This window comes from Flavobacterium kochi (assembly GCF_048286715.1).
GTDB lineage: Bacteria > Bacteroidota > Bacteroidia > Flavobacteriales > Flavobacteriaceae > Flavobacterium.
On the sequence record NZ_JBLVPW010000004.1, the window covers coordinates 123572 to 147302 of the forward strand.

Annotated in this window: 6 protein-coding genes and 1 pseudogene; 2 read left to right on the forward strand and 5 right to left on the reverse strand. The window is 39.9% G+C overall.

Annotated features, from left to right (window positions below):
- The first annotated feature begins 191 nt into the window (after positions 1-191).
- Together ACNQGH_RS05270 and ACNQGH_RS05275 are read left to right on the forward strand one after the other, a co-directional pair.
- A complete protein-coding gene (locus ACNQGH_RS05270) occupies positions 192-6920 on the forward strand; it encodes a LamG-like jellyroll fold domain-containing protein (protein ID WP_417954941.1) in 6729 nt (2242 codons plus the stop codon).
- A 712-nt stretch (positions 6921-7632) separates the two neighbouring features.
- A complete protein-coding gene (locus tag ACNQGH_RS05275; protein ID WP_417954942.1) occupies positions 7633-16434 on the forward strand; it encodes a LamG-like jellyroll fold domain-containing protein in 8802 nt (2933 codons plus the stop codon).
- 405 nt (positions 16435-16839) lie between these two features.
- Here the strand turns inward: ACNQGH_RS05275 and ACNQGH_RS05280 are convergent.
- The 5 genes and pseudogenes from ACNQGH_RS05280 to ACNQGH_RS05300 form a co-directional block, all read right to left on the reverse strand.
- Positions 16840-16980, reverse strand: a pseudogene (locus ACNQGH_RS05280) (MarR family transcriptional regulator); the annotation flags it as partial.
- A gap of 856 nt (positions 16981-17836) precedes the next feature.
- On the reverse strand, positions 17837-19285 hold the full coding sequence (locus tag ACNQGH_RS05285; protein WP_417954943.1) for a glycosyl hydrolase family 28 protein: 1449 nt from the start codon (positions 19283-19285) through the stop codon (positions 17837-17839).
- Between the two features lie 57 nt (positions 19286-19342).
- Positions 19343-20662 (reverse strand): sugar porter family MFS transporter, encoded by a 1320-nt coding sequence (locus tag ACNQGH_RS05290; protein ID WP_417954944.1) that lies wholly within the window; start codon positions 20660-20662, stop codon positions 19343-19345.
- An 80-nt stretch (positions 20663-20742) separates the two neighbouring features.
- Entirely contained in the window at positions 20743-22005 is a 1263-nt protein-coding gene (locus tag ACNQGH_RS05295) for a glycoside hydrolase family 88 protein (RefSeq protein ID WP_417954945.1), read from the reverse strand.
- Positions 22006-22060: 55 nt separating this feature from the next.
- Complete coding sequence (locus tag ACNQGH_RS05300) at positions 22061-23725, reverse strand: glycoside hydrolase family 43 protein (protein ID WP_417954946.1); 1665 nt, start codon at positions 23723-23725, stop codon at positions 22061-22063.
- Positions 23726-23731: the final 6 nt, after the last annotated feature.

Below are 23731 nucleotides of genomic sequence, written 5' to 3' on the forward strand. Positions count from 1 at the left end.
TTATTAAAAAATAGTAAATAACACAATACATCAGCACGGTTCAGAACAGTTAGATGATTTTAATACAATATTTTTGTTTAAATCCAATATAGTATTGATATATAGTTTATTAAAATAAAAACAGAACGGATTTTAAAAAAACTTATACTATAAAGATAAATTGTATTTAACCCCAAAAACCTATATCTAAAATGAAAAAAATCTACTCCATTTTTATGTTTGGAACCTTGTTGCTGATTCTCGGGTTTACCCAGCAGATTTCGGGACAACAAACGTTCGTACATCCGGGTATCCCTTTTACCCAGACCGATTTGAATCAGCTGAAGGTCAATATTACCCAAGATCCTTGGCTTTCGGCTTACAATACATTTAAGAATGACAGTCATTCCAAACTAACCTACACTCCTGGTACGCCGCAGGCAACTGTAAGCCGTGCTCCAGACTTGAATAACGTTCAATGGAAGAACGATATGCTTGCCATACACAACCTGGCATTTATGTGGTGGTTTACCGGTGATGCTGCTTATGCCCAAAAAGCTACTGATATGCTCGATGCCTGGGCGGTAACCAATACCACCTGGGGCGGTAATGAATCGATGCTGGATATTGGTGATTATGCCCATTTCTGGGCTACAGGTGCCGAAATACTCCGCTATACTTATTCCGGCTGGACTCAGGCAAATACAGACCATGTAGAAAATTATTTTTCTCAAGTGTTATATCCGCATTCCTGGGTGCCTAATCCATTACGCGACCAGAACAAAGGTGCTATTCAGCTGAAAATAGCCCTGGGCGCAGCGGTTTTTTGTAATGATGTCACAAAATTTAACCAAGCGATTGAAGTGTACCGGATGGATGCCGGCGGAGGTATGCGCAACTCGCTGCCCAATGGCGAAGTTGGAGATACAGGCCGTGACGACCACTGGCGTGTGCAGGCTGCAGCTCTGGCCTGGGGCGCAGAAGTTGCCTACAAACAGAACGTAGATATGTTTTCCGAGTTAGATAATCGGGTATTGGCAATCGGTGAATTATATCACAAATATGCCTTTGACGGAGCTACCATGACCTATATCCCCTTTGGAGGTTATGCTAGTTATTGGACCAACTGGGGAATTCAGCCCGGAGCAAGAACTGGCGATATGACCAATATTATTTACAGCGCTTACGCTGTACGTAAGGGAATATCCACCCCTCAAACCGACAGAATGCGGGCTGCTTTGGGTGGCGCTGGTGGCGATTTCTTATTTCTGAAATCGTCGGATACTTCTACCGCAGTTAGTTTATCCCCTGTGTATTATCCTGCCGATCATGTGCAGGCGGTGAGCAACCTCACCAATATAGATATCGGTAATACCGGACTGGCAGGCAGCACTTCATACAGTAACGGGATTTGGACACTTAAAGGTGCCGGAACTTCCACCAGTACTGCTTTCAGTTTCAATTTTAAAAAAGTTAGTGGCGATGCTGGCCTGATAGTAAAAGTTAACAATATGTCACTCACTACCGGAGGTTGCGGCGTAATGTTGCGCGAATCTCTGGCGTCCGGTTCTGCTTTCTGGGATATTTTTCTCGGAGCAAACGGCGGTGCTGGAAGGCATTGGCAACCCAAAGCACCCTGGTGGTTAAAAATTGAACGAGTAGGTACCCGCATATTTACGTATCATTCTCAGGATGGTGTTAACTGGACTAATCTTAATTGCTTCTATTCTGCTACCGGTTTCCCAACTAATTTGTATGCGGGGTTTTATACCATCTCTAATAATACATCAGCGCAGAATACTGCAACATTTAGTAATGTGGCCTATAGTCAAACCGCACCAACCGGATCACCGGAGATTAGTAGTGCGACTACAGCCACAGCTACCATTGGTGCGTCTTTCAGCTATAGCATCAATGCCAGTGCCAGTCCATCTACTTATAGTGCCAGCGGCTTGCCGGCAGGATTAAGTATTAATACATCTACCGGGGTTATTTCTGGCACACCAACGGCAATAGGACAATCAGTAGTTACTTTAGGGGCTATTAATGCCAGCGGAACAGGCACAGCCACTTTGATCCTTAATGTAAACAATAATGTAGCACCTGCTGCTCCGTCAGGAGTAACTGCGGCAGTAAATAATGTTACCCGTATCAGTGTTTCATGGCCTGCGGTAGCTAATGCCAGCAGCTACACCGTGAAGAGATCCCTTTCTTCCAGCGGTCCTTTTACTGCCATACAAACAGGCATCATCGGAACATCGTTTATTGATGCCAGTCCACAACCGGAGGTTAGCAACTATTATGTGGTTACTGCTCTAGCAGGAACTTTTGAAAGCGGAAATTCTAATGTAGTTTCAGCATCGGTACCACCTGCCGTACCATCTATGCCAATTGTAGTTAATAATAGCAACTCCATTGATTTGAGCTGGAATGCAGCTTCTGGGGCAGTTACCTATAAAGTAAAAAGAGGCACTGTAAGCGGAGGATCATATACTACTCTGGCCACTGTTTCAACTACCAGTTATACAGATACCAACGTTAGCAGTGGAAGTCCTTATTATTATGTAGTATCTTCTATGGGTAATACCCTTGAAAGTGCTAATTCGGCTGAAGCATTTGGCGTGCCCGGAGCCAGTACAAGAACCTGGAATCCTACACCAGTTACCACGAATCTGAATCTGGCATCCAATTGGGTTGAAAATGCCCTTCCAATAAATCCAGCAATCTTGACGCTGGGTGTAACCAGCGATTCACTTGTAACCAATGACATCAACGGTTTAGTAGCCTCAAGAATTCAATTTGCATCAGATGCTAATGCCTATACCATCTCTGGTAACGCCTTAACGTTGAAGAATGATCTAGTTAACAATTCATCCAGAGCACAAACCTTAAGCACACCATTAATGCTAACGGATCAGTTAAATGTGAATACCGTAGGCGAGGTTGTTTTGAACGGAGCGATAAGCGGCACTGGTTCTTTAATGATGAAGTCTAACGGGGGGTATTTATATGTTAACGGAAGCAATAGTACCTATTCAGGGAACACACTCATTGTCAGCGGTACTGTAATAGCATCGGGTGTGGGAACCGGAATCGCAAGCAATCCTACAGCAGGGCCTTTGGGAACAGGCAAGATCCAACTGAACGGAGGGAAGCTGCAGGCTCCACCTGTTGCTGAGCTCAAATTGTATAACGACATAGAAGTATTGCCCGGAAACAGAAGTTATATGTATGAAGATGTTTATCCAATAACTCTTTACGGAAAGCTATTAGGCTCTGGTACTGTGCAGCATGATGGAAATGATTATGGCGGCCTTAATCTCCTGGGCGATAATAGCCAATTTGCGGGCACCTTTATCTCCGTATTGAGAAGTGGTAAACAAAGAATACGTTTCGGAATCCCCCAATCAGGAAGTGCAAATGCAACCTGGTTGCTGGATGCCAATGCTGTTGATTGTCATGGTATCGGTTTTTCAAGTGGAACGCTAAACTTTGGTGCTCTTAACGGTCGCGGTTATATCCGTGCCGATGGGGGCGGTGCGCCTGTTATCAGTATTGGAGCCCTGAATACGTATTCCAGTTATGGCGGAACCATTAACGGTAACGGAACTAATCTGACCGTTGAAAAGGTAGGTACAGGTACTTTAGAAATGTGGGGTAACCAGGTCTACACTGGAACTACTACCATAAAAAAAGGAAAATTATTAGTAAATAACGATGGAACCACAGGCGTTTTTATCAGTCCGGTAATTGTAGAAGAAGGTGCGCTGGGAGGCTGGGGACTAACTCAGGCTTCGGCAACTCTTGGAACTGGTAGCGGAGCTGGTGCTATATTGGAACCTGGATTTTTAACTATTGGTACTTTAAGTGTTGGCGCACTTACTTTAAAAGCAGATGCTACTTATACCCCAGAAATTAACTTGGGTACAGCTATTGGAGATCAAATTAAAGCCACGAGTGTGAATCTGATAAACAGTCCTCTTTTAACTCCAATTAGTATTGCCGGAACCTTAGCTTTTGGAACCTATTACACCCTAATTAACAATACAGGAACAGGGGCAGTAACAGGAACATTTAATGGCTTACCGGAATGGGCTTCGATTACGGTAGGCGGTTATAGTTTCATTATTACCTATGTAGGAGGCGATGGAAACGATGTAGTTTTAATGGACGCACGTGCCATAGGCCAAACGTATTATAAATTTAATGAAGCAAGCGGAACTCAGGCAACGGATACCTGGGGAACTAATCACGGTACTTTGCAGGCAACAGCAACACGTGATACCGGCCGTGGAGGATCTGCGCTTAAGCTGGACGGAACTTCTACCTCTTATGCTACTTTGCCAACTGGAATTGTAAGTACGCTAAACGACTTTACCATATCCACCTGGGTAAAAATGAATGTGAAAAGCAATTGGATGCGTGTATTCGACTTTGGTACCGGCACGAGCAAGTATCTATTTTTATCGATCCAGGCAGGCACTAATGTTATGCGTTATGCCATTAAAAACGGCGGTGCAGAGCAACAGCTGAACTTTAATTATACCCTGCCGCTGAATACCTGGACGCATTTTGCTATCACCCAATCCGGAAGTACCTGTAGTATGTATATTAACGGGGCCTTAGTTGCTACAAATACCGGCGTAACTATCAAGCCGTCCACCATTGGCAGTACTACCTTAAACTATCTGGGTAAATCGCAGTTTAGCGACCCTTTGTTTAAAGGTTCTATGGATGAGTTTAAAATATTCGGTAGAGCTTTAAGTACAGCTGAGATTGCTGCTAGTCATTTAAATCAAACTATAACTTTAAATGCTACTGTACAAAAAGCATTGCTCGATGATGATTTTGAACCTGCTACCGTTTCTTCAGGTCTTCCGGTAACCTACACCAGTTCGAATGAGTCGGTTGCAAGCATAGTTAATGGTAAGGTTCATATTCTAGCTGTCGGAACTTCAACCATTACTGCTACACAGGATGGAAATGAAATTTACTGGCCAGCCCCATCACAAACACAAGTTTTAACGGTTGTCAAGAGAGATCAAACTATTAGTTTTGCCGCAATTGGAACCAAAATAATTGGAGACGCAGATTTTGATCCTTCTGCTACCGCTTCTTCAGGACTTGCGGTAACATACACCAGTTCGGATGAATCAGTTGCAAGCATAGTTAATGGTAAAATTCATATTCTTGCTGCGGGAACTTCAACGATTACTGCTTCACAGACTGGAAATGATGTTTACACGCCAGCACCAGCACAAACGCAAGTTTTAACGGTTGTTAAACAAGCACAGACTATCAATTTTGCCGCAATTGGAACCAAACTACTTGGAGATGCCGATTTTGATCCTTTAGCTACGGCTTCTTCAGGTCTTGCAGCAACTTACACCAGTTCAAATGGATCAGTTGCAAGCATCGTTAACGGTAAAGTTCATATTCTTGGTACCGGAACTACAACAATTACAGCTTCGCAGGCCGGAAATAATGTTTATGCAGCAGCGCAATCACAAACACAGGTTTTAACGGTTGTCATTACCAATAATACTACACCATCTGCTGTAATGGGAACGCCATTTACCTATACCATTACAAATAACACCGCATTAACCAGTTTTACTGCAACTGGCCTGCCTGCGGGTTTAAGTTTAAATACCAGTACCGGCCTAATCACTGGTACTCCTACTGAATACGGTGCTTTTTCTGTAGCTTTAACCGCTTCCAACGGCAGCATTTCAGGTTCACAAATTATTGCTTTAACAATATATACCATTGTAAATAATGTTATAGTTGCAGCCGGTGATGCTAAAAATATCATCGAATGGGATGCTATCCAGAATTTCAGCTACAATGTTAAACGTTCCACTACTTCAGGCGGGTCTTATACCACTATCGGAACGGTTACTGGCACCACATTTACCGATACTAATGTTAGTAATGGAAACACGTATTACTATGTAGTTTCCGCTAATAATACCCTTGGGGAAAACCCTAATAGTGCCGAAGTGACAGCAACGCCCAATACCGGACAAATTACTTACCTGAAATTTGATGAGCCAAGTGGAACGCGGGGCATTGACAGTTGGGGAGCAAGCCATGCTACTTTGCAGGCAACAGCAACACGTGATGCCGGCCTTTCTGGATCTGCGCTTAAGCTAGACGGAACTTCTACGGCTTACACTACATTGCCAACCGGAATTATAAGTACACTAAACGATTTTACAATATCCACTTGGGTAAGAATGGATGTTAAATCTAACTGGATGAGGGTATTTGACTTTGGTACGGGAACCAGCAAGTATATGTTTTTAACGATCCAGGCCGGAAGTGCTAATATTATGCGTTATGCTATTAAAAATGGAGGATCAGAGCAACAGGTTAATTTTACTTATACCCTTCCGCTTAATACCTGGACGCATTTTGCTATTACCCAATCCGGAAATACCTGTACTTTGTATATCAATGGAACGTCCGTTGCTTCTAACACAGGTGTTTCTATTAAGCCATCAACTCTAGGCAGCACTAATTTGAATTATCTGGGCAAATCACAGTTTAATGATTTTATGTTTAAAGGCTCAATTGATAAATTTAAAATATATAGCAGAGCATTGAGCGCTGAAGAAATAAATATAGAACACAACATCACTTCCAAGATTTCTCAAAAAAAATGGGATAACCAGTTCTCTGGTACGGCGGTAATAAAGAACAGCCTTATTTATCCTAACCCGGTGGTGAATAATAGATTTACTATTGCGACCAATACTGAGTTAGTTGGAAAAGAAGTGCAAGTGAAATTAATTGATTTGATGGGACAGACGATTTACTTAAAATCAGTTAAAAACGATACTGGTACTATAGATGTCGTTTTAAGTCAGACTTTGCCTGTTGGTATTTATATCTTAATTCTGAATAATCAATATTCAGCTAAAGTTATTATAAAATAATAGACTCAGTACTCCCTTAAAATAAAAAAGCTGTTTCAAGCGCATGATGCTCTTGAGACAGCTTTTTGTTTTAAGGTACTATTTTTTAGTAGAATTTTGGCCTGCACAATTGGTTAACTCCTTTTTGACAGCTAGCTTCTCTGCTCCCCAAAAGAACCTATTAAAGACCATTCCTAAATAACAATAAGCACTTTTGATGAATTTTTATTTTTTTTTAAAAAATTAACAATCAATTACATCTAAAATTACTTTAAGTGTTTTTTTATTATTAAAAAATAACAAAAAACACAATTACATCAGCACGGTTCAGAACAGTTAGGTGATTTTAAAGCAATAATTTTGTTTAAATACTAAAGACGAGATTCAAGATTGATACATAAGTCTTTAAAAGTAAAAAAACAGAATGTATTTTAAAGAAACCATATTATAAAACGGCTGAATAATAAGCCTGTTTATAAAATTTTAAAGAAACGATTTATATAACACGATAAATTTTTAATAAAATAAATTGCCTATGATAAAATAAAAAAAACTTAACTAATATATTATCATGTAATTATATCAAAAAACAGCTATAAAAAAACAATTGAATTTAATGATAATGAGTTGAATTAATCTGAACCTACCAAATACAATCTACCTTTTTTTATATAAAAAATAATTACGGTTAAATTGTCTTTAATTACCAAAATCATATCTAAAAAACAAATCAATGAAAAAAATTTACTCCATCTTTCTGTATGGAACTTTGTTGCTGATTCTCGGGTTTACCCAGCAGATTTCGGCACAACAAACGTTCGTACATCCGGGTATCCCTTTTACCCAGACCGATTTGGATCAGCTAAAGGTCAATATTACCAAGGAACCCTGGCTTTCGGCTTACAATGCATTTAAAAGCAACTCCCGTTCTCAACTAAGCTACACTCCTGGTGCGCCGCAGGCAACCGTAAGCCGTGCTCCAGACTTGAATAACGGTCAATGGAAGAGTGATATGATTGCCATACACAACCTGGCATTTATGTGGTGGTTTACCGGTGATGCTGCTTATGCCCAAAAAGCTACTAATATGCTCGATGGCTGGGCCGTAACCAATACCACCTGGGGTGGTAATGAATCTATGCTGGATATTGGTGACTACGCCCAATTCTGGGCTACAGGTGCCGAAATACTTCGCTATACTTATCCTGGATGGACCCAGGCAAATACAGACCATGTTGAGAAATATTTTTCTCAGGTATTATTCCCCACTTCTGCAGTACCCAATCCATTACGCGACCAGAATAAAGGAGCTCTCCAGCTGAAAATAGCCCTGGGCGCAGCGGCTTTTTGTAATGATGTTACTAAATTTAATCAGGCGATAGAAGTCTACAGAATGGACGCCGGTGGAGGTATGCGTAACTCGCTACCCAATGGCGAAGTAGGTGATACAGGTCGTGACGACCACTGGCGTGTGCAGGCTGCAGCTCTGGCCTGGGGCGCAGAAGTTGCCTACAAACAGAATGTAGATATGTTTTCCGAGTTGGACAATCGAGTATTGGCTATCGGCGAATTGTACCATAAATACGCTTTTGACGGAGCTACAATGACCTATGTTCCTTTTGGAGGTTACGCAAGTTATTGGACCAAATGGGGAATTCAGCCCGGAGCAGTAGCTGGCGATATGACAAACCTTATTTACAGTGCTTATAATGTGCGTAAAGGAATCCCAACTCCTAACACCGACAGAATGCGAGCTGCTTTGGGTGGCGCCGGCGGTGATTTCTTATTTCTGAAATCGTCAGACACTTCTACAGCCGTTAGTTTGCCTCCCGTGTATTATCCTGCCGATCACGTGCAGCCGGTAAGCAATTTAACTAATATAGATATCGGTAATACAGGATTAGCAAGCAGCGCTTCGTTCAATAACGGAGTATGGACGCTTAAAGCCGCCGGAACTTCCACCAGTACTGCCTTTAGTTTCAATTTCAAAAAAGTTAGTGGTGATGTCGGTCTGGTAGTAAAAGTGGATAATATGTCGCTCACTACCGGAGGCTGCGGCGTGATGTTACGCGAATCACTTGCACCAGGTTCCGCTTACTGGGATCTTTTTCTTAACGCTACCGGCGGTGCCGGAAGACACTGGCAACCCAAAGCGCCCTGGTGGTTAAAAATTGAACGTGTTAACACCCGCATATTTGTGTACCATTCGCAGGATGGTGTTAACTGGACTAATGATGGTTGCTGGTATTCAGCTACCGGTTTCCCGACAAATTTGTATGCGGGATTTTATACCCTTTCTAATAATACATCGGCACAAAACACTGCTACGTTCAGTAATGTGGCATTTAGTCAAACCGCAACTGCAGGATCTCCAGAGATTAGCAGTGCTACCACAGCTATAGCTACCATTGGTACGCCTTTTAGCTATAACATCATTGCTGGTGCTAATCCATCTTCTTACAATGCCAGCGGATTGCCGGCAGGACTTAGCCTTGATTCGGCTACCGGAATTATTTCTGGTGCAGCTACCGAGTTAGGACAAAGTGAAGTTACCATAACTGCTACCAATACCAGTGGAACAGGCACAGCCACTTTAATCCTTACAGTGATTAATAGTGAAGCACCTGCAGCTCCAACTTCAGCATTGGCATCGATTGTTAATACAACACAAATTAAACTTAACTGGACAGCTTCAGTAAACGCTACCAGTTATTCAGTGAAACGTTCGATAACACCGGGAGGAACCTATACAACTATCCAGACAGGTATTACGGGCACCACTTTTACAGATGTAGCTCCTGTACCTGAAGTGAATAATTATTATGTAATTACGGCACTTACAGGGGATAAAGAAAGTGGGATTTCCGATGAAGTTTTTGCGGCGGTTCCTCCTGCAATTCCGGGGCGTCCTGTAGCAACTAATCAAAATGACCGTATCATACTTGCTTGGGATACCGCTTTGGGCGCTTCTTCGTACAAAGTAAAGCGTGGTACCGTAAGTGGTGGCCCGTATACAACTATTGCAACGGTTAATACTAACAGTTATGAGGACACAAATGTTACCAATGGTAATCCATATTACTATGTGGTTTCTTCTGTTGGAACCTCACAAGAAAGCGGCAATTCTGCTGAAGTCTTTGGTGTACCAGGTGCAAACTCCTCGGTATGGAGCCCAACACCTCTTACTACTTCATTTAATCTGGCAGCCAACTGGGTTGAAAATACTCTTCCGGTAAACCCTGCCATATTAACCTTCAAGTCAACTACTGATTCAATTCTGACCAACGATATCAATGACCTGATAGTCTCAAGACTTCAATTCGAAGCCGGAGCTGATGCCTATACCATTTCAGGGAATAGCTTAAATCTAAAGAATGATCTTGTTAACAACTCATCAAGTACTCAAACTTTAACTACTCCATTACAGCTAACCGATCAATTAAACGTGAATACCACAGGCGATGTCGTTTTGAACGGAGCGATAAGCGGCACAGGTTCCTTATTGAAATCCGGGACGGCTATTTTATACGTTAATAGAAGCAATAGTACCTATTCAGGAAACACAATCATTGTCAGCGGTACTGTAGCAGCATCGGGCTTGGGAACCGGAACTGCGAGTAATCCTATAGCAGGACCTTTCGGAACAGGCAAGATCCAACTGAACGGAGGGAAGCTGCAGGCTCCACCCACTGCGGAGCTCAAATTGTATAACGACATAGAAGTATTGCCTGAAAACAGAAGTTTTATGTATGAAGATGTTTATGCCATAACTCTTTACGGAAAACTATTAGGCTCTGGTACGCTGGAGCATGACGGAAATGACTATGCCGGCCTTAATCTCTTGGGCGACAACAGCGAATTTACAGGAACCTTTATCTCAAAATTGAGAAGTGGCAAACAAAGGATACGCTTTGGAATTCCCAATTCCGGAAGTGCAAAGGCAACCTGGCTATTAGATGCCAATGGGGTTGATTGCCAGGGCATCGGTTTTGCAACTGGAACTATTCATTTCGGTGCTCTTAACGGCCGTGGCTATATCCGTGCCGATGGGGGCGGTGCGCCTGTTATCAGCATTGGTGCCCTTAATACTTATTCCAGCTATGGCGGAACCATTAACGGTAATGGCAGTAATTTGACCGTTGAAAAGGTCGGTACAGGTATTTTAGAAATGTGGGGAAATCAGGCCTATGTAGGAACAACTACCGTTAAAAAAGGAAAATTATTGATAAATAATAATGGAACTACTGGCGTTTTTAGTAGTCCGATAATTATAGAAGAAGGTGCTTTGGGAGGCTGGGGAATAACTCAGTCATCGGCTACACTAGGAACAGGAAGCGGAGCAGGTGTTATATTGGAACCTGGATTTTTAAAGGTCGGTACCTTAAGTGTTGGTGCTCTTACTTTAAAAGCGGATGCTACCTATACTCCGGAAATTAACCTGGGTACAGCTATTGGCGATCAAATTAAAGCCACTAGTGTAAACTTGCTTAATAGTCCTGTTTTAGCTCCAATCAGCATTGCGGGTACATTAACTCAAGGAACAAACTATACGATAATAGACAATACAGGAACACTTCCTATTAACGGAATATTTAAAGATTTACAGGAAATGTCACTAATAAGTATTGGCGGCAATAGCTTTCGTATCACATACATAGGCGGTACGGGCAACGATGTGGTGCTATTAGAGGACCGTTCTGTAACTGTTGCAATTACAAGTGTATTAGAGCAAACTACTCTTATTGGAAAACCTTTCTCTTATACTATTACAGCCATCAAATCACCAACCAGCTTTAATGCTAGTGGACTGCCTGCTGGTTTAAGCATAGATACTGCTTCTGGCATAATTTCAGGAACTCCAACTGTGCAAGGGATTTTCTCTGTTACACTTACGGCTTCAAATGAAACTGCATCTAATACTAAAATTTTATCATTAAAAGTATTAAACACCGTAGTTAATGGTCTAATAGTAGCGGCTGGTGATGCTAAAAATATCATCGAATGGAATCCTATTTTGAACTTTAGTTATAATGTAAAACGTTCGACAACTCCAGGAGGACCATATACTACCCTTGGAACTGTTACGGAATCAAAATTTACTGATACAAGTATCACTAACGGAACTGCTTATTATTATGTCGTGTCTTCTATTGACAATACAGGAGAAAATCCTAACAGTACTGAAGTAAAAGCAACTCCAAATATCGGGCAAATGACTTACCTGAAATTTGACGAACTAAGCGGGACACGTAGTATTGATAGCTGGGGTGCCAATCATGGTACATTAAACACCACTGCAAGTCGCACTGAGGGCAGAAACGGACAAGCCCTTAAACTGGATGGAACAGCTAGCTCTTATGCTACCTTACCTACTGGTATTGTGAGCACTTTAGCTGATTTTTCGATAACAGCATGGGTAAATATGGATGAATTGGCTAACTGGATGCGAGTTTTTGATTTTGGAACCGGAACATCTAAGTATATGTTTTTATCCGCTCAGGCAGGAGCATCAGGTCAGGTACGTTTTGCAATTAAAAACGGAGGAACAGAACAAGGCATGACGTATAATTACACTGTTCCTCTTAAAACCTGGACTCACTTCGCAATTACCCAATCTGGAAGTACTTGTAGCATGTATATTAACGGAGCTTTAGTTGCAACTAATACTGCTGTAACTATTAAACCTTCTGATTTGGGAAGTACTAACTTGAATTACTTGGGTAAATCTCAATGGAATGACCCTATGTTTAAAGGTGCAATTGATGAGTTTAAGATATATAGCAGAGCTTTAAGTGCATCTGAAATTGCTGGAAGTTCTCAAAGTCAAACTATAACGTTAAATTCAATTGCCCAAAAAGTAATGGGTGATGACGATTTTGACCCCGCAGCAACTGCTAGTTCAGGTCTTCCGGTAACTTACAGCAGTTCAAATGAATTGGTTGCAACCATCGTTAATGGTAAAGTTCATATTCTTTCTACCGGAACTGCAACTATTACTGCTTCACAAGCAGGAAATAACGTGTACTGGCCGGCAGCATCACAAGCAAAAGTTTTAACGGTTGTCATTACAAACGATACGCAACTTACTACTATGATTGGTAAACCATTTACTTATACCATTAGCAACAAAGCACTAAGCAATTTTACTGCAACAGGTTTGCCTTCTGGTTTAAGTGTTGACAGTGTTACAGGGATACTATCAGGCACTCCTACACAATTCGGTACTTTTTCTGTAACCTTAACTGCGACTAACGGTAGCAATACAGGTTCACAAATAATAACTTTAACAGTACAAAATAATGTAGTAAGCAATGTTATCGTGGCATCTTATGATGCTAAAAACATCATCGAATGGGATCCTATTCAGAATTTTAGCTATAGCATCAAACGTTCTACCACTTCAGGTGGACCTTATACTACTATCGGAAATACTGCCGGTACAAAATTTACCGATACTGCAATTAGTAATGGAACTATTTATTACTATGTAGTTTCTTCTGTTGATGGTGCTACGGAAAGTTCTTCCAGCACAGAAGTAGTGGCAACTCCAAATATCGGTCAAATAACTTACCTGAAATTTGATGAACAAAGCGGAACACGCGCTATTGACAACTGGGGAGCTAACCATGGAACATTGGCAGCTACAGCTACTAGAGATACTGGTAAATACAGTCAGTCACTTAAACTGGATGGAACAGCCAATGCTTATGCTACGTTGCCAACTGGAATTGTAAGTACATTAAATGATTTTACCATATCAACATGGGTAAGAATGGATGTTAAGACAACATGGATGCGTGCATTTGATTTTGGTATCAGCGCTACAACACCTACCAAATATATGTTTTTGACAATTCAGGCAGGGACTAACCTTATGCGCTATGCTATCAGAAATGGTGGTTCAGAACAGCAGGTAACAGCTACCTATACGCTACCACTTAACACTTGGACTCATTTTGCAATTACCCAGTCAGGAAGTACCTGTCGTATGTACATTAATGGCGCTTTGGTTGCTACTAATACTGGTGTAACAATAAAGCCGTCTACTATAGGTAGTACCAATCTAAACTATTTGGGTAAATCTCAATTTAATGATCCAATGTTTAAAGGTTCAATTGATGAATTTAAAATTTACAACAAAGCGTTAAGTGCCTCTGAGATTGCCGAAAGTGCTAAATTAAGCCAGACTATTGCTCTTAAAACGACTCTGCAAAAAGCAATGGGTGACACTGATTTTTCTCCTGCAACAGCAACTTCAGGACTAGCTGTTAGTTATACCAGTTCAGATAGCGCTGTAGCGAGTATAGTAGATGGAAAGCTGCATATTGTTGCTCCTGGAACCTCAACTATTACCGCTTCGCAGGCAGGAAATACAGATTACAATGCTGCGCAAACGCAAACGCAAGTTGTAACGGTGGTAAAAAAAGGACAGACTATTGATTTTGTTGCAATTACAGCTAAATTGATTAGAGACGCTGATTTTAATGCTGGAGCTAATGCCTCTTCAGGGCTTCCTGTAACATATAGCAGCTCAAATACCTCTGTAGCAACGATTGTGGATAACAAAATTCATATTTTATCTGCAGGTTCTGCTATAATCACTGCTTCGCAAGCGGGTAATGATAGCTACAATGCTGCAACTTCAGTTACACAACCGCTAACCGTTAATAAGACGTATTATTTAGATAACGATCGTGATGGTTTTGGATCAACTACCAGTGCTTTATTTACGGTAAATGTTGCCCCTGAAGGCTATGCTACCAACAACACCGATTGTAATGATAACGATGCGACTGTTCATGAGTCTATTCAATATTATGTAGATGCCGACAAGGATGGATTTGGATCTACCGCAACAGCAATGTTGTGCGCATCAGTTGCCCCTGTAGGTTATGCTACAAACAATACCGATTGTAATGATAGCAATGCGACTGTTCATGAGCCAATTCAATATTATGTAGATGCCGACAAGGATGGATTTGGATCTACCGCAACAGCAATGTTGTGCGCATCAGTTGCCCCTGAAGGGTATGCTACCAACAACACCGATTGTAGTGATAGCGATGCTACTGTTCATCAACCTGTTCTTTATTATGTAGATGCCGACAAGGATGGATTTGGATCTACCGCAACAGCAACGTTGTGCGCTTCAGTTGCTCCTGAAGGGTATGCTACCAACAACACCGATTGTAATGATAGCGATGCGACTGTTCATCAACCTGTTCTTTATTATGTAGATGCCGACAAGGATGGATTTGGATCTACCGCAACAGCAATGTTGTGCGCTTCAGTTGCTCCTGAAGGGTATGCTACCAACAACACCGATTGTAATGATAGCGATGCGACTGTTCATCAACCTGTTCTTTATTATGTAGATGCCGACAAGGATGGATTTGGATCTACCGCAACAGCAATGTTGTGCGCTTCAGTTGCTCCTGAAGGGTATGCTACCAACAACACCGATTGTAATGATAGCGATGCCACTGTACATCAACCTGTTCTTTATTATTTAGATGCCGACAAGGATGGATTTGGATCTACCGCAACGGCAATGTTGTGTTCATCAGTTGCCCCTGAAGGTTATGCTACCAACAACACCGATTGTAATGATAGCGATGTGACTGTTCATGAACCTATCCTATATTATGTAGATGCCGATAAGGATGGATTTGGATCAACTGTAACAGCAATGTTGTGTGCATCAGTTGCCCCTGAAGGGTATGCTACCAACAATACCGATTGTGACGACAATAAGCTGTTGTATACAGATAACGATGGAGATGGATTAGGTTCAGGTACCCCTGTAGCCTGTGGTGTAACAAACCATACAGATTGTGATGACACTAATGCAATACAGTTGACGGCAACGATTCTAAATGTGTACGCCCTTAATGCTACTGTAGATGAAAAAAACACCATCTATATTGGATATGGACCAACTTCTCTTAGTATTACTGCGACTCCTGCTGGAGGAACAGCTCCTTACACTTATGCATGGAGCTCAAACCAAACCGCAAAAACCATCTCCGTATCAGCTGCAGGAACGTATCCTGTGGTAGTAACTGATGCTAAGGGTTGTCAAACAACGACTGCTATTGTGATTAAAACCATAAATGTACAGTGTGGCAACTCCAATGATAAAGTTATGGTTTGCCATAATGGAAAAGAAATTTGTGTAAGTTCCAATTCGGTTCAATCGCATTTGGATCATGGAGACAAACTGGGTTCTTGCAGTACCACTGCGGTTAGTATAGTAGGCAAAGACATTAATAAAGTCTTGATTAGTGAGGAAAATGCTGCGGAAGACGTAACCGTTTATCCTAATCCTGTTACTACCCTATTGAATGTAAAAGTAAGTGAAGTCCATAGCGGAGTTACACTTGAACTATACAATTCATTAGGAATGAAAGTGCAGTCCCAAGCTTTGACCAGTACTTTAGAAGTGATGTCTTTGGATAGATTGCCTTCCGGTCTGTATTTCTTGTACATTACCAATGGAAATGAAATTACCGTGAAAAAGATTATCAAAGAATAGGTAAATTCTAAAAACAAAAGCCGTCTCTTGTGTAATACTTGAGGCGGCTTTTTTGTTTGAACTATAAAAATGATCCTTTATAAATAATCCTGTCTGATAGGTGTAAACACATCAACAACTTCAACCAGTTCGATAATTTCGATAGTATGCTCCACATTGGCAGGAATCGAATAGCTATCTCCTTAAGATAATAAAAATTCTTCTCTTCCAAATTTCAATTTGTATTTCCCGGAAATTACATAACCACTCTGTTCGTTGGGGTGTTGGTGAAAAGGGACAAAATCAGTTGATTTTATACAGCGTCATGTTACCATTGATTCTTTACCAATGGACAGCACAACAAAATCAACCCCTAAAAATTGTTTTGGGGTAGCGTTTTCTTTTTTTATTCATTTTTCATCTCCTTTAAAATTGATTATTTACATTTAATTCCATTTGAATATTACAGCGTTTGTAAGGTGTGGTGCATCCTGTTATTTTTTTGAAACCCAATTTCTGATAAAGATTGACAGCAGACTTCAAAATGGTATTGCTTTCCAGATAGCATTGGCTCGTACGTTCCTGATTGTAATGCTGTGATGAGATTCTCCCTTCGTCCTTAAACCAGTCTGCAAATTTATCCACTGCCATTTGGTCAATTCCTGCTACACCTTTGTTCTGCTTTACCCGTTTATATGCTCCCCTGATGTTAGTTGTAGAGCATATTACTTGCATTAAATTACAATTTACTAAGGCTCGTACTTGTTGTCCTGCTTCGTTTACTTGAGACTCCCTTCTTTTGTTTGCTCCACATACGGTGAACAATTCGCTGAATCGTGAATAGCATTCGGGTTGTCTCCATTTAATGGAAACAAATCAGATTAATATCTTATGCCTTGCTGTCGCTTCATAAACCAATTTTCTAACTAACTGCTACTTAAATCTAAAGATTCAGACCTTCTAGTTTTGTGAGCCCTCCTAAGTATTACCTTAGGCTCGTAGCTCCTGACCTATGTCCTCTGCTGACTTCTTGAAACTCTTCTCTTTGCATCACTACAAAAATAGTCCCTTTGGAACAAGTTTCAAGACCTCTCGGGATAAGGCTCATTTTATTTCCACGGATTCTGCCTACGAATTTTGGGCTCTTGCAATCTATTGCTCGCTTGCCCTCCCAAAGTTAGCCTTGTATTAGATTTCTGTGCGTCAGAAGCTCACTTTTGCTGATGGCTTCTTTCAGATTCTACCTCACGATAGACACCCTTGCCAATTGCTAGGTATTTGCTCTCGCAAATAATCTATCAATGCGTGCGTACAGAGACTTACACTCTGCCAGAAAATCACCATGCCCGACATACCAAAAAAAACTGCCCTTTTCAGAACAGCTTATCTTTAGCACTTCGTATTCAAAATTGTTTACACTTTACTATAATTTTGTTTTTGAGAAAATAATTCCTTCAACATGTTCCCCTACAAAGAAATTCGCCATATCGGATGTCTTAAACCATTTAGGCTTGTTTGGCATATCATCGTAGATTAAAACACCATTAATGGTGAGATTTTCAAAAACCACATCTTTCACTTTTCTATTGCTGTCATAGCCCGCAATTATAGATGTTCCTGCATTCACACCGTTATAAGTAATATCTTTGAAAAGAATATTTTCAACACCCCTTCCCGGTGACGTACAATATTTGCTGTTAAAAAACACTCGGATATTTACAAGCTGTCCCTGTCTGAAATCTTCAATTCTGATATTCTCAAATTTTACATTTCTTATCAGATTACTATCCCCGGCATTAAGACTGAGGCAACCTTGGTAATCAAGCTGTCGCTCTTTGTGATCGAGTATATCTATGTTTTTATAAGTAAGGTTTTCAAGAATTTCTGGGTTAGGCGTACTACCGTGTGTTCCTACCAAAATAGGATGTCCTACATCCGCCCACAGTGTGGAATTTTGCATGGTAACATTAGCACACCCACCTTTATAGCCACCTCTTGTTCCGTATACAGTGGTACAATCGTCGGAATTTCTATTAAACGAGCGATCAATAAGGACATTAGTACTGGATATGACATTCATTCCGTCACCCCACCCAAAAAAACTAATTACCTTTACATTTCTAATAGTAACATTATCCGATCCCCCGGTGAAACACTGGGTACTAAAAAGTCCTTCGATTTCAATATTTTTAGAATTGGATATAGAAATGCCGCCTTTAATTGACTGATCGATCATACCACTTCCCAATACTTTTACATTTTGGGCATTTTCAATCCTAATCTTCCCCATAATAATAGCACCGCCGTCTACATATACTGTTGAGCCGGAAGGCACCATTAGTTTACCGTCTGATATATTATGAATACCCGGACCGAAATAAATAAGTTTTTTGTCTTTTCTGTCAGGTACATAAGTACTTATAGGATTAGCAAAAAGATGCAGATTGTGCATAATATCTCCATTAACCTCTATTGATAAATTGGATGGCTGATTTAACCTGAAGGTCAAAGTATTACCGTTTACATTATGTTGGATTCCATAAGATAATGGTCTTATTCTGGAAGTATTAACAGTCCCGTGGTTGTAAGTAACGGAAACTTCGACTTCTCCCGAAAAATCAAAATAACTCATTGACGCATACTGAACATCATGACCGCTGTCTTTTACTTCGTCAACTTTAATCAAATGTTCCGGCAAATCCTGCCATGTGCCACCCGGGACACGAACCTTAACAGAGAAATCTGTATTTTGTAATGCCTCTTTCGGCGCAGTATAGGTAATTAGTTTATTTTGTCCTCCAACTCCAGCATAGAGCATATTTCCTAAAAACAGCAATAGACCAAGATGAAATATATTTTTAATGTTCTTCATAAAACTTTCTAAAATTATATAAATTAAGTATTATATTAATTAAGATTAGGTACTTTTCTATTTCTGCTTAAAAACAGTTTCCTGCAATTCTTCCAATGATTTCCCTTTAGTTTCCGGCATCATAAAGATTACAAAAAACAACTGGAATACCATCATTATGGCAAAGATTAAAAATACTGTTCCTGCACCAATAGTCGAGAATAAAAAAGGAACCATAGACGGTATGATTGCTGCCAAAACCCAATGTGTGGAGGAGCCAAACGCCTGTCCGCTGGCTCTTAGATGATTGGGGAAAATTTCAGATATAAAAACCCAAATCACTGCACCTTGCCCTATAGCATGCGAAGCAATAAACATAAATAAAAAGATGGGCACTGCCATTCCCTGCCATTTTAAGAAAAAAGCTAAAGAAACCAAGCCTAAGGAAATAATATACCCAATAGATCCAATGTACATCAATACTTTTCTTCCCAATACATCAATCAAAAAGACCCCAAAAAGAGTAAAGATTAAGTTGGTCAACCCTATCCCAATACTGCTCATTAAAGCAGCACTCTCTTCTAAACCTGCTTCTGCAAATATTCTGGGAGCATAATACAAAAAAGCGTTTATGCCTGATAACTGGTTGAAAAAAGCGATAAGAAAAGCCAAGATTAATGGAAATCTGTATTTCTTTAAAAAGATAGTTTCCCCTTTTTTATGTTCATCACCATCAATATGCATTTCCGCAATTAAATCATCAATTTTAGCTGTTGGATCAATTTTCTCCAATACTTTTTTTGCCTCTTCATTTCTTGATTTTGACAACAACCATCTTGGACTTTCAGGAATGGTGAATACGATAAGCGTATAAAAAAATGCTGGAAACGCCATCACTCCTACCATCCAGCGCCATGAATTTTCTCCTGCATCTCGTAGTAGATAATTAGATAAAAAAGCTACTAATATCCCTAAAACAATATTAAATTGATACAAAGAAACTAAACGTCCCCTGTCTTTTGCTGGCGCAATTTCTGACACATAGGTTGGCGCCGCTATTGTAGAAGCTCCAATTCCTAAGCCGCCTATAAAACGAAAAAAGGCAAAAGTAAATGGATCATTTGCAAATGCTGAACCAATAGCTGAAACCAAAAACAGAACACCTATCCCTATTAATGTTTTCTTTCTGCCTATTTTATTTGTTGGTATACCTCCAAAAATAGCTCCAATTACAGTCCCCCATAATGCCATTGCCATCACAACCGATCCATGAAAAACATCTGAAGTATGCCATAATGCCTGAAGTTTTTTATCAGCACCTGAAATTACGACGGTATCAAACCCGAATAAGAAACCAGCCAGTGCAGCTGTAATAGACCATAAAAGTATTTTCTTCATAATTATAATTTATTTATTTTTTTGTTATTAAAAAATTATTCAAAGATTGTCTTTTGATAAGCCAAAATTAGATTTAATTTTTAATTATTTTTTTTCAAAGCAATCGATTTATTGATTTTAAGAGGAGCAATTAAATCTTTACCTGCTTTTAATTTTTTCAAACGTAATAATGCCTCAATATAGTAATAATCAGCGTATATAATTGAATAATCAATTTCACTTTTATTTGGATAATGTCCCGTTGAGTGTAATAAAAAAGAGGAGTTGCTATTGGCACTTTGGTATCTTTTACTCGACAATTCTTCTAACATTGCTTCCGCTTTATCTAAATACGTTTTCGCTAAAGCCGCATCTTTTGTATACGTTGACAATTCTATAAGTCCCGATGCAACTAGTGCTGCTGCAGAAGCATCTCTTGGTTCGTTGGGAATATTTGGCGCATCAAAATCCCAATATGGAATTAAATCTTTAGGCAAACGATCTAGGTAAATTTTAGTCACCTTATGTGCAAAATCTAAGAATTTAGGATCTTTAGTTTCCCTATAAACCATGGTATAACCATAAATTGCCCAAGCTTGGCCTCTTGCCCACATCGTTTCATCTCCATATCCTTGATGGGTAACTGCTTTTATTTTTTTACCTGTAACGGTGTCGTAAACAACTACGTGATAGACCGAGTAATCCTTTCTAAATTGATTTTTCATAGTAGTTTCGGCATGTCTAACTGCCATATCGTACAGCGATTTATTCCCTCCATTTTTAGAAGCTTCAAATAACATCTCTAAATTTATCATGTTGTCTATAATGGTATTGTGCGGCCAATTCATCTTCTTAACCATTTCTGGCCATGACAAAATAGTTCCCACTTTAGGGTTATATAATGTTGCCAACGTATCTGATGTTTTAAGTATAACATCCTTATACTCCTGATTTTTAGTCAATCTATAGCCATTCCCAAAACTACAATATACTTGAAAGCCTAAATCGTGATCAGTCGCTGAACGCACAGATAATGGTGTTAAGAAATGGGTGTATTTATCTGCTTTTTCTTTCCATACTTCATCCCCGGTATATTCGTATAAATACCACAATATTCCTGGCCAGAATCCACTGGTCCAATCTTTATAACCGACAAGATTCCAGTCTTTTGATCCAGGAGCTATATTTCTTGGAATTCCTAAAGTATCTGGCAAAACCGCTAAAGTTTTATTGGCTTGTGCTACACAATACTCTAAATTTTGATCTATGTTAAAAGACTTTTTCTCTTTTTGAGAACTTATCATTACAATTGTCAGTGTAATTGTCAATGCAATTGTCAGTGCAAAAAATATCGTTTTTTTCATTTTATTAATGTATTATCTTTTTAATTTGACTCTTTTTCTACTTGTTATTTTTTATTTATTTTGATACTTTAAACCAATCAAAATCGGCATAGCTTCCCATTCTTGCAGTTGCTTCACTCATCGAAAAAATTCCCATTTTGGCACTGATCCACAAATCTTTTTGCGCTTTAAAACTTTCTCCTATCGGTTCAAATTTATTTCCATCTTCACTGTAACTGAAGTAACAAGTTGCAGCTGGAGATTTTACCTCCATTCTTAAAAAGACCTCATTTTTTAGAAGCTTTTTCTTTTCGACCACTTTTTCTTTTGAACCGTTTATAGCGTCATTACAGACCACCTGTTTTACCCAAAAACTTCCCTCTTCAAAACTGATTCCTGCATAAGCATACGATTGCCCCATCATCAATAATCCTGCGTTTTTCCCGGTGGTTTCCCATTCAATGTTTAACTTTACTTTAGTGGTTGTAATAAAATTTTCTGCTGGTAGTTTTTGTAATAATAAATGAGGAGCGTCCCATAAATTAGGCAACTCTTTTTTACTCATGCAAAAAAGCCTTAAATAAGCTGTTCCCGGAATTTGAGCACTCCATTTGATTGACTGATTAGCATACCATTGCCATTGAATTCCATATTTCCCTTCATTAAAGTCATCGCTTTCCTCCGGAGTTTGGATTGGATATTGCTTTCCTACAATAGGTTTTTGAAAACTCAATACAGGTTCCCCAATACCATTTCCATCCAAATCTTTTCCCATTACGGGCCATTCATTTTTCCAGCTCATTGGCTCTAAAAACAAAACCCTTCCATATACCTCTTTATCTTGAAAATGTAAAAACCAGGAATCTCCATTGGGCGTTGTTACCCAAGCCCCCTGATGCGGCCCATTGATTGCCGTACTTCCTTGCTCTAATACTACTTTTTCTTCATAGGGCCCATAAATATTTTTTGAACGTAATACCAACTGCCATCCTGTGGCCACTCCTCCCGCAGGAGCAAAAACATAGTAATAGCCATGCTTTTTATACAACTTTGGCCCTTCAACGGTATGGTGTTTTTCATGCCCATCAAAAACGTTTCTACCTTTATCAATCACTTTGGTTCCTTCGCTGTTCATTTGATTGATGGTCAACAGACTATTAACTCCAGCCCTACTGCCAGCCCATCCATGAATCAGGTAAGTTTTTTCACCGTCCCATAACGGACAAGGATCAATAATTCCTTTGCCCTCCATTACCAGAACAGGAGCTTCCCAAGTACCGGCAGGATTTTTTGTTTTCACCATATACACCCCAAAATCAGGATCTCCCCAATAGATATAAAATTCATTATCGTGGTATCGGACTACCGGAGCCCATACCCCTTTACTATGTTGGGGGACATCAAAAACCTTTTCCGGCACTATTTTGTCAATCGCATAGTTAATGATGGTCCAATTCACCAGATCTTTAGAATGTAAAATCGGCAAGCCAGGAACACAATTAAAACTACTGGCGGTCATATAATAATCATCTTCAACCCGAATTACATCAGGATCAGAATAATCTGCATGCAGAATTGGATTGATAAAGGTTCCATCCCCTTGATCTGATTTCCAAACTTCAGACACATACTGTTTCGTTTTGTTTTCTTGATCAATACGGTCACTATTTTTTTTATCAATAGAACTGCATCCATTGATAACCAAAAAACCTATCACAAGAAAAAGACTTTTATTCCTCATTATTAG

Coding starts and splice junctions, on each gene's coding strand:
- ACNQGH_RS05295 (WP_417954945.1), bottom strand. CDS start 22,005: ATGAAAAAAACGATATTTTTTGCACTGACAATTGCATTGACAATTACA.
- ACNQGH_RS05275 (WP_417954942.1), top strand. CDS start 7,633: ATGAAAAAAATTTACTCCATCTTTCTGTATGGAACTTTGTTGCTGATT.
- ACNQGH_RS05270 (WP_417954941.1), top strand. CDS start 192: ATGAAAAAAATCTACTCCATTTTTATGTTTGGAACCTTGTTGCTGATT.
- ACNQGH_RS05300 (WP_417954946.1), bottom strand. CDS start 23,725: ATGAGGAATAAAAGTCTTTTTCTTGTGATAGGTTTTTTGGTTATCAAT.
- ACNQGH_RS05290 (WP_417954944.1), bottom strand. CDS start 20,662: ATGAAGAAAATACTTTTATGGTCTATTACAGCTGCACTGGCTGGTTTC.
- ACNQGH_RS05285 (WP_417954943.1), bottom strand. CDS start 19,285: ATGAAGAACATTAAAAATATATTTCATCTTGGTCTATTGCTGTTTTTA.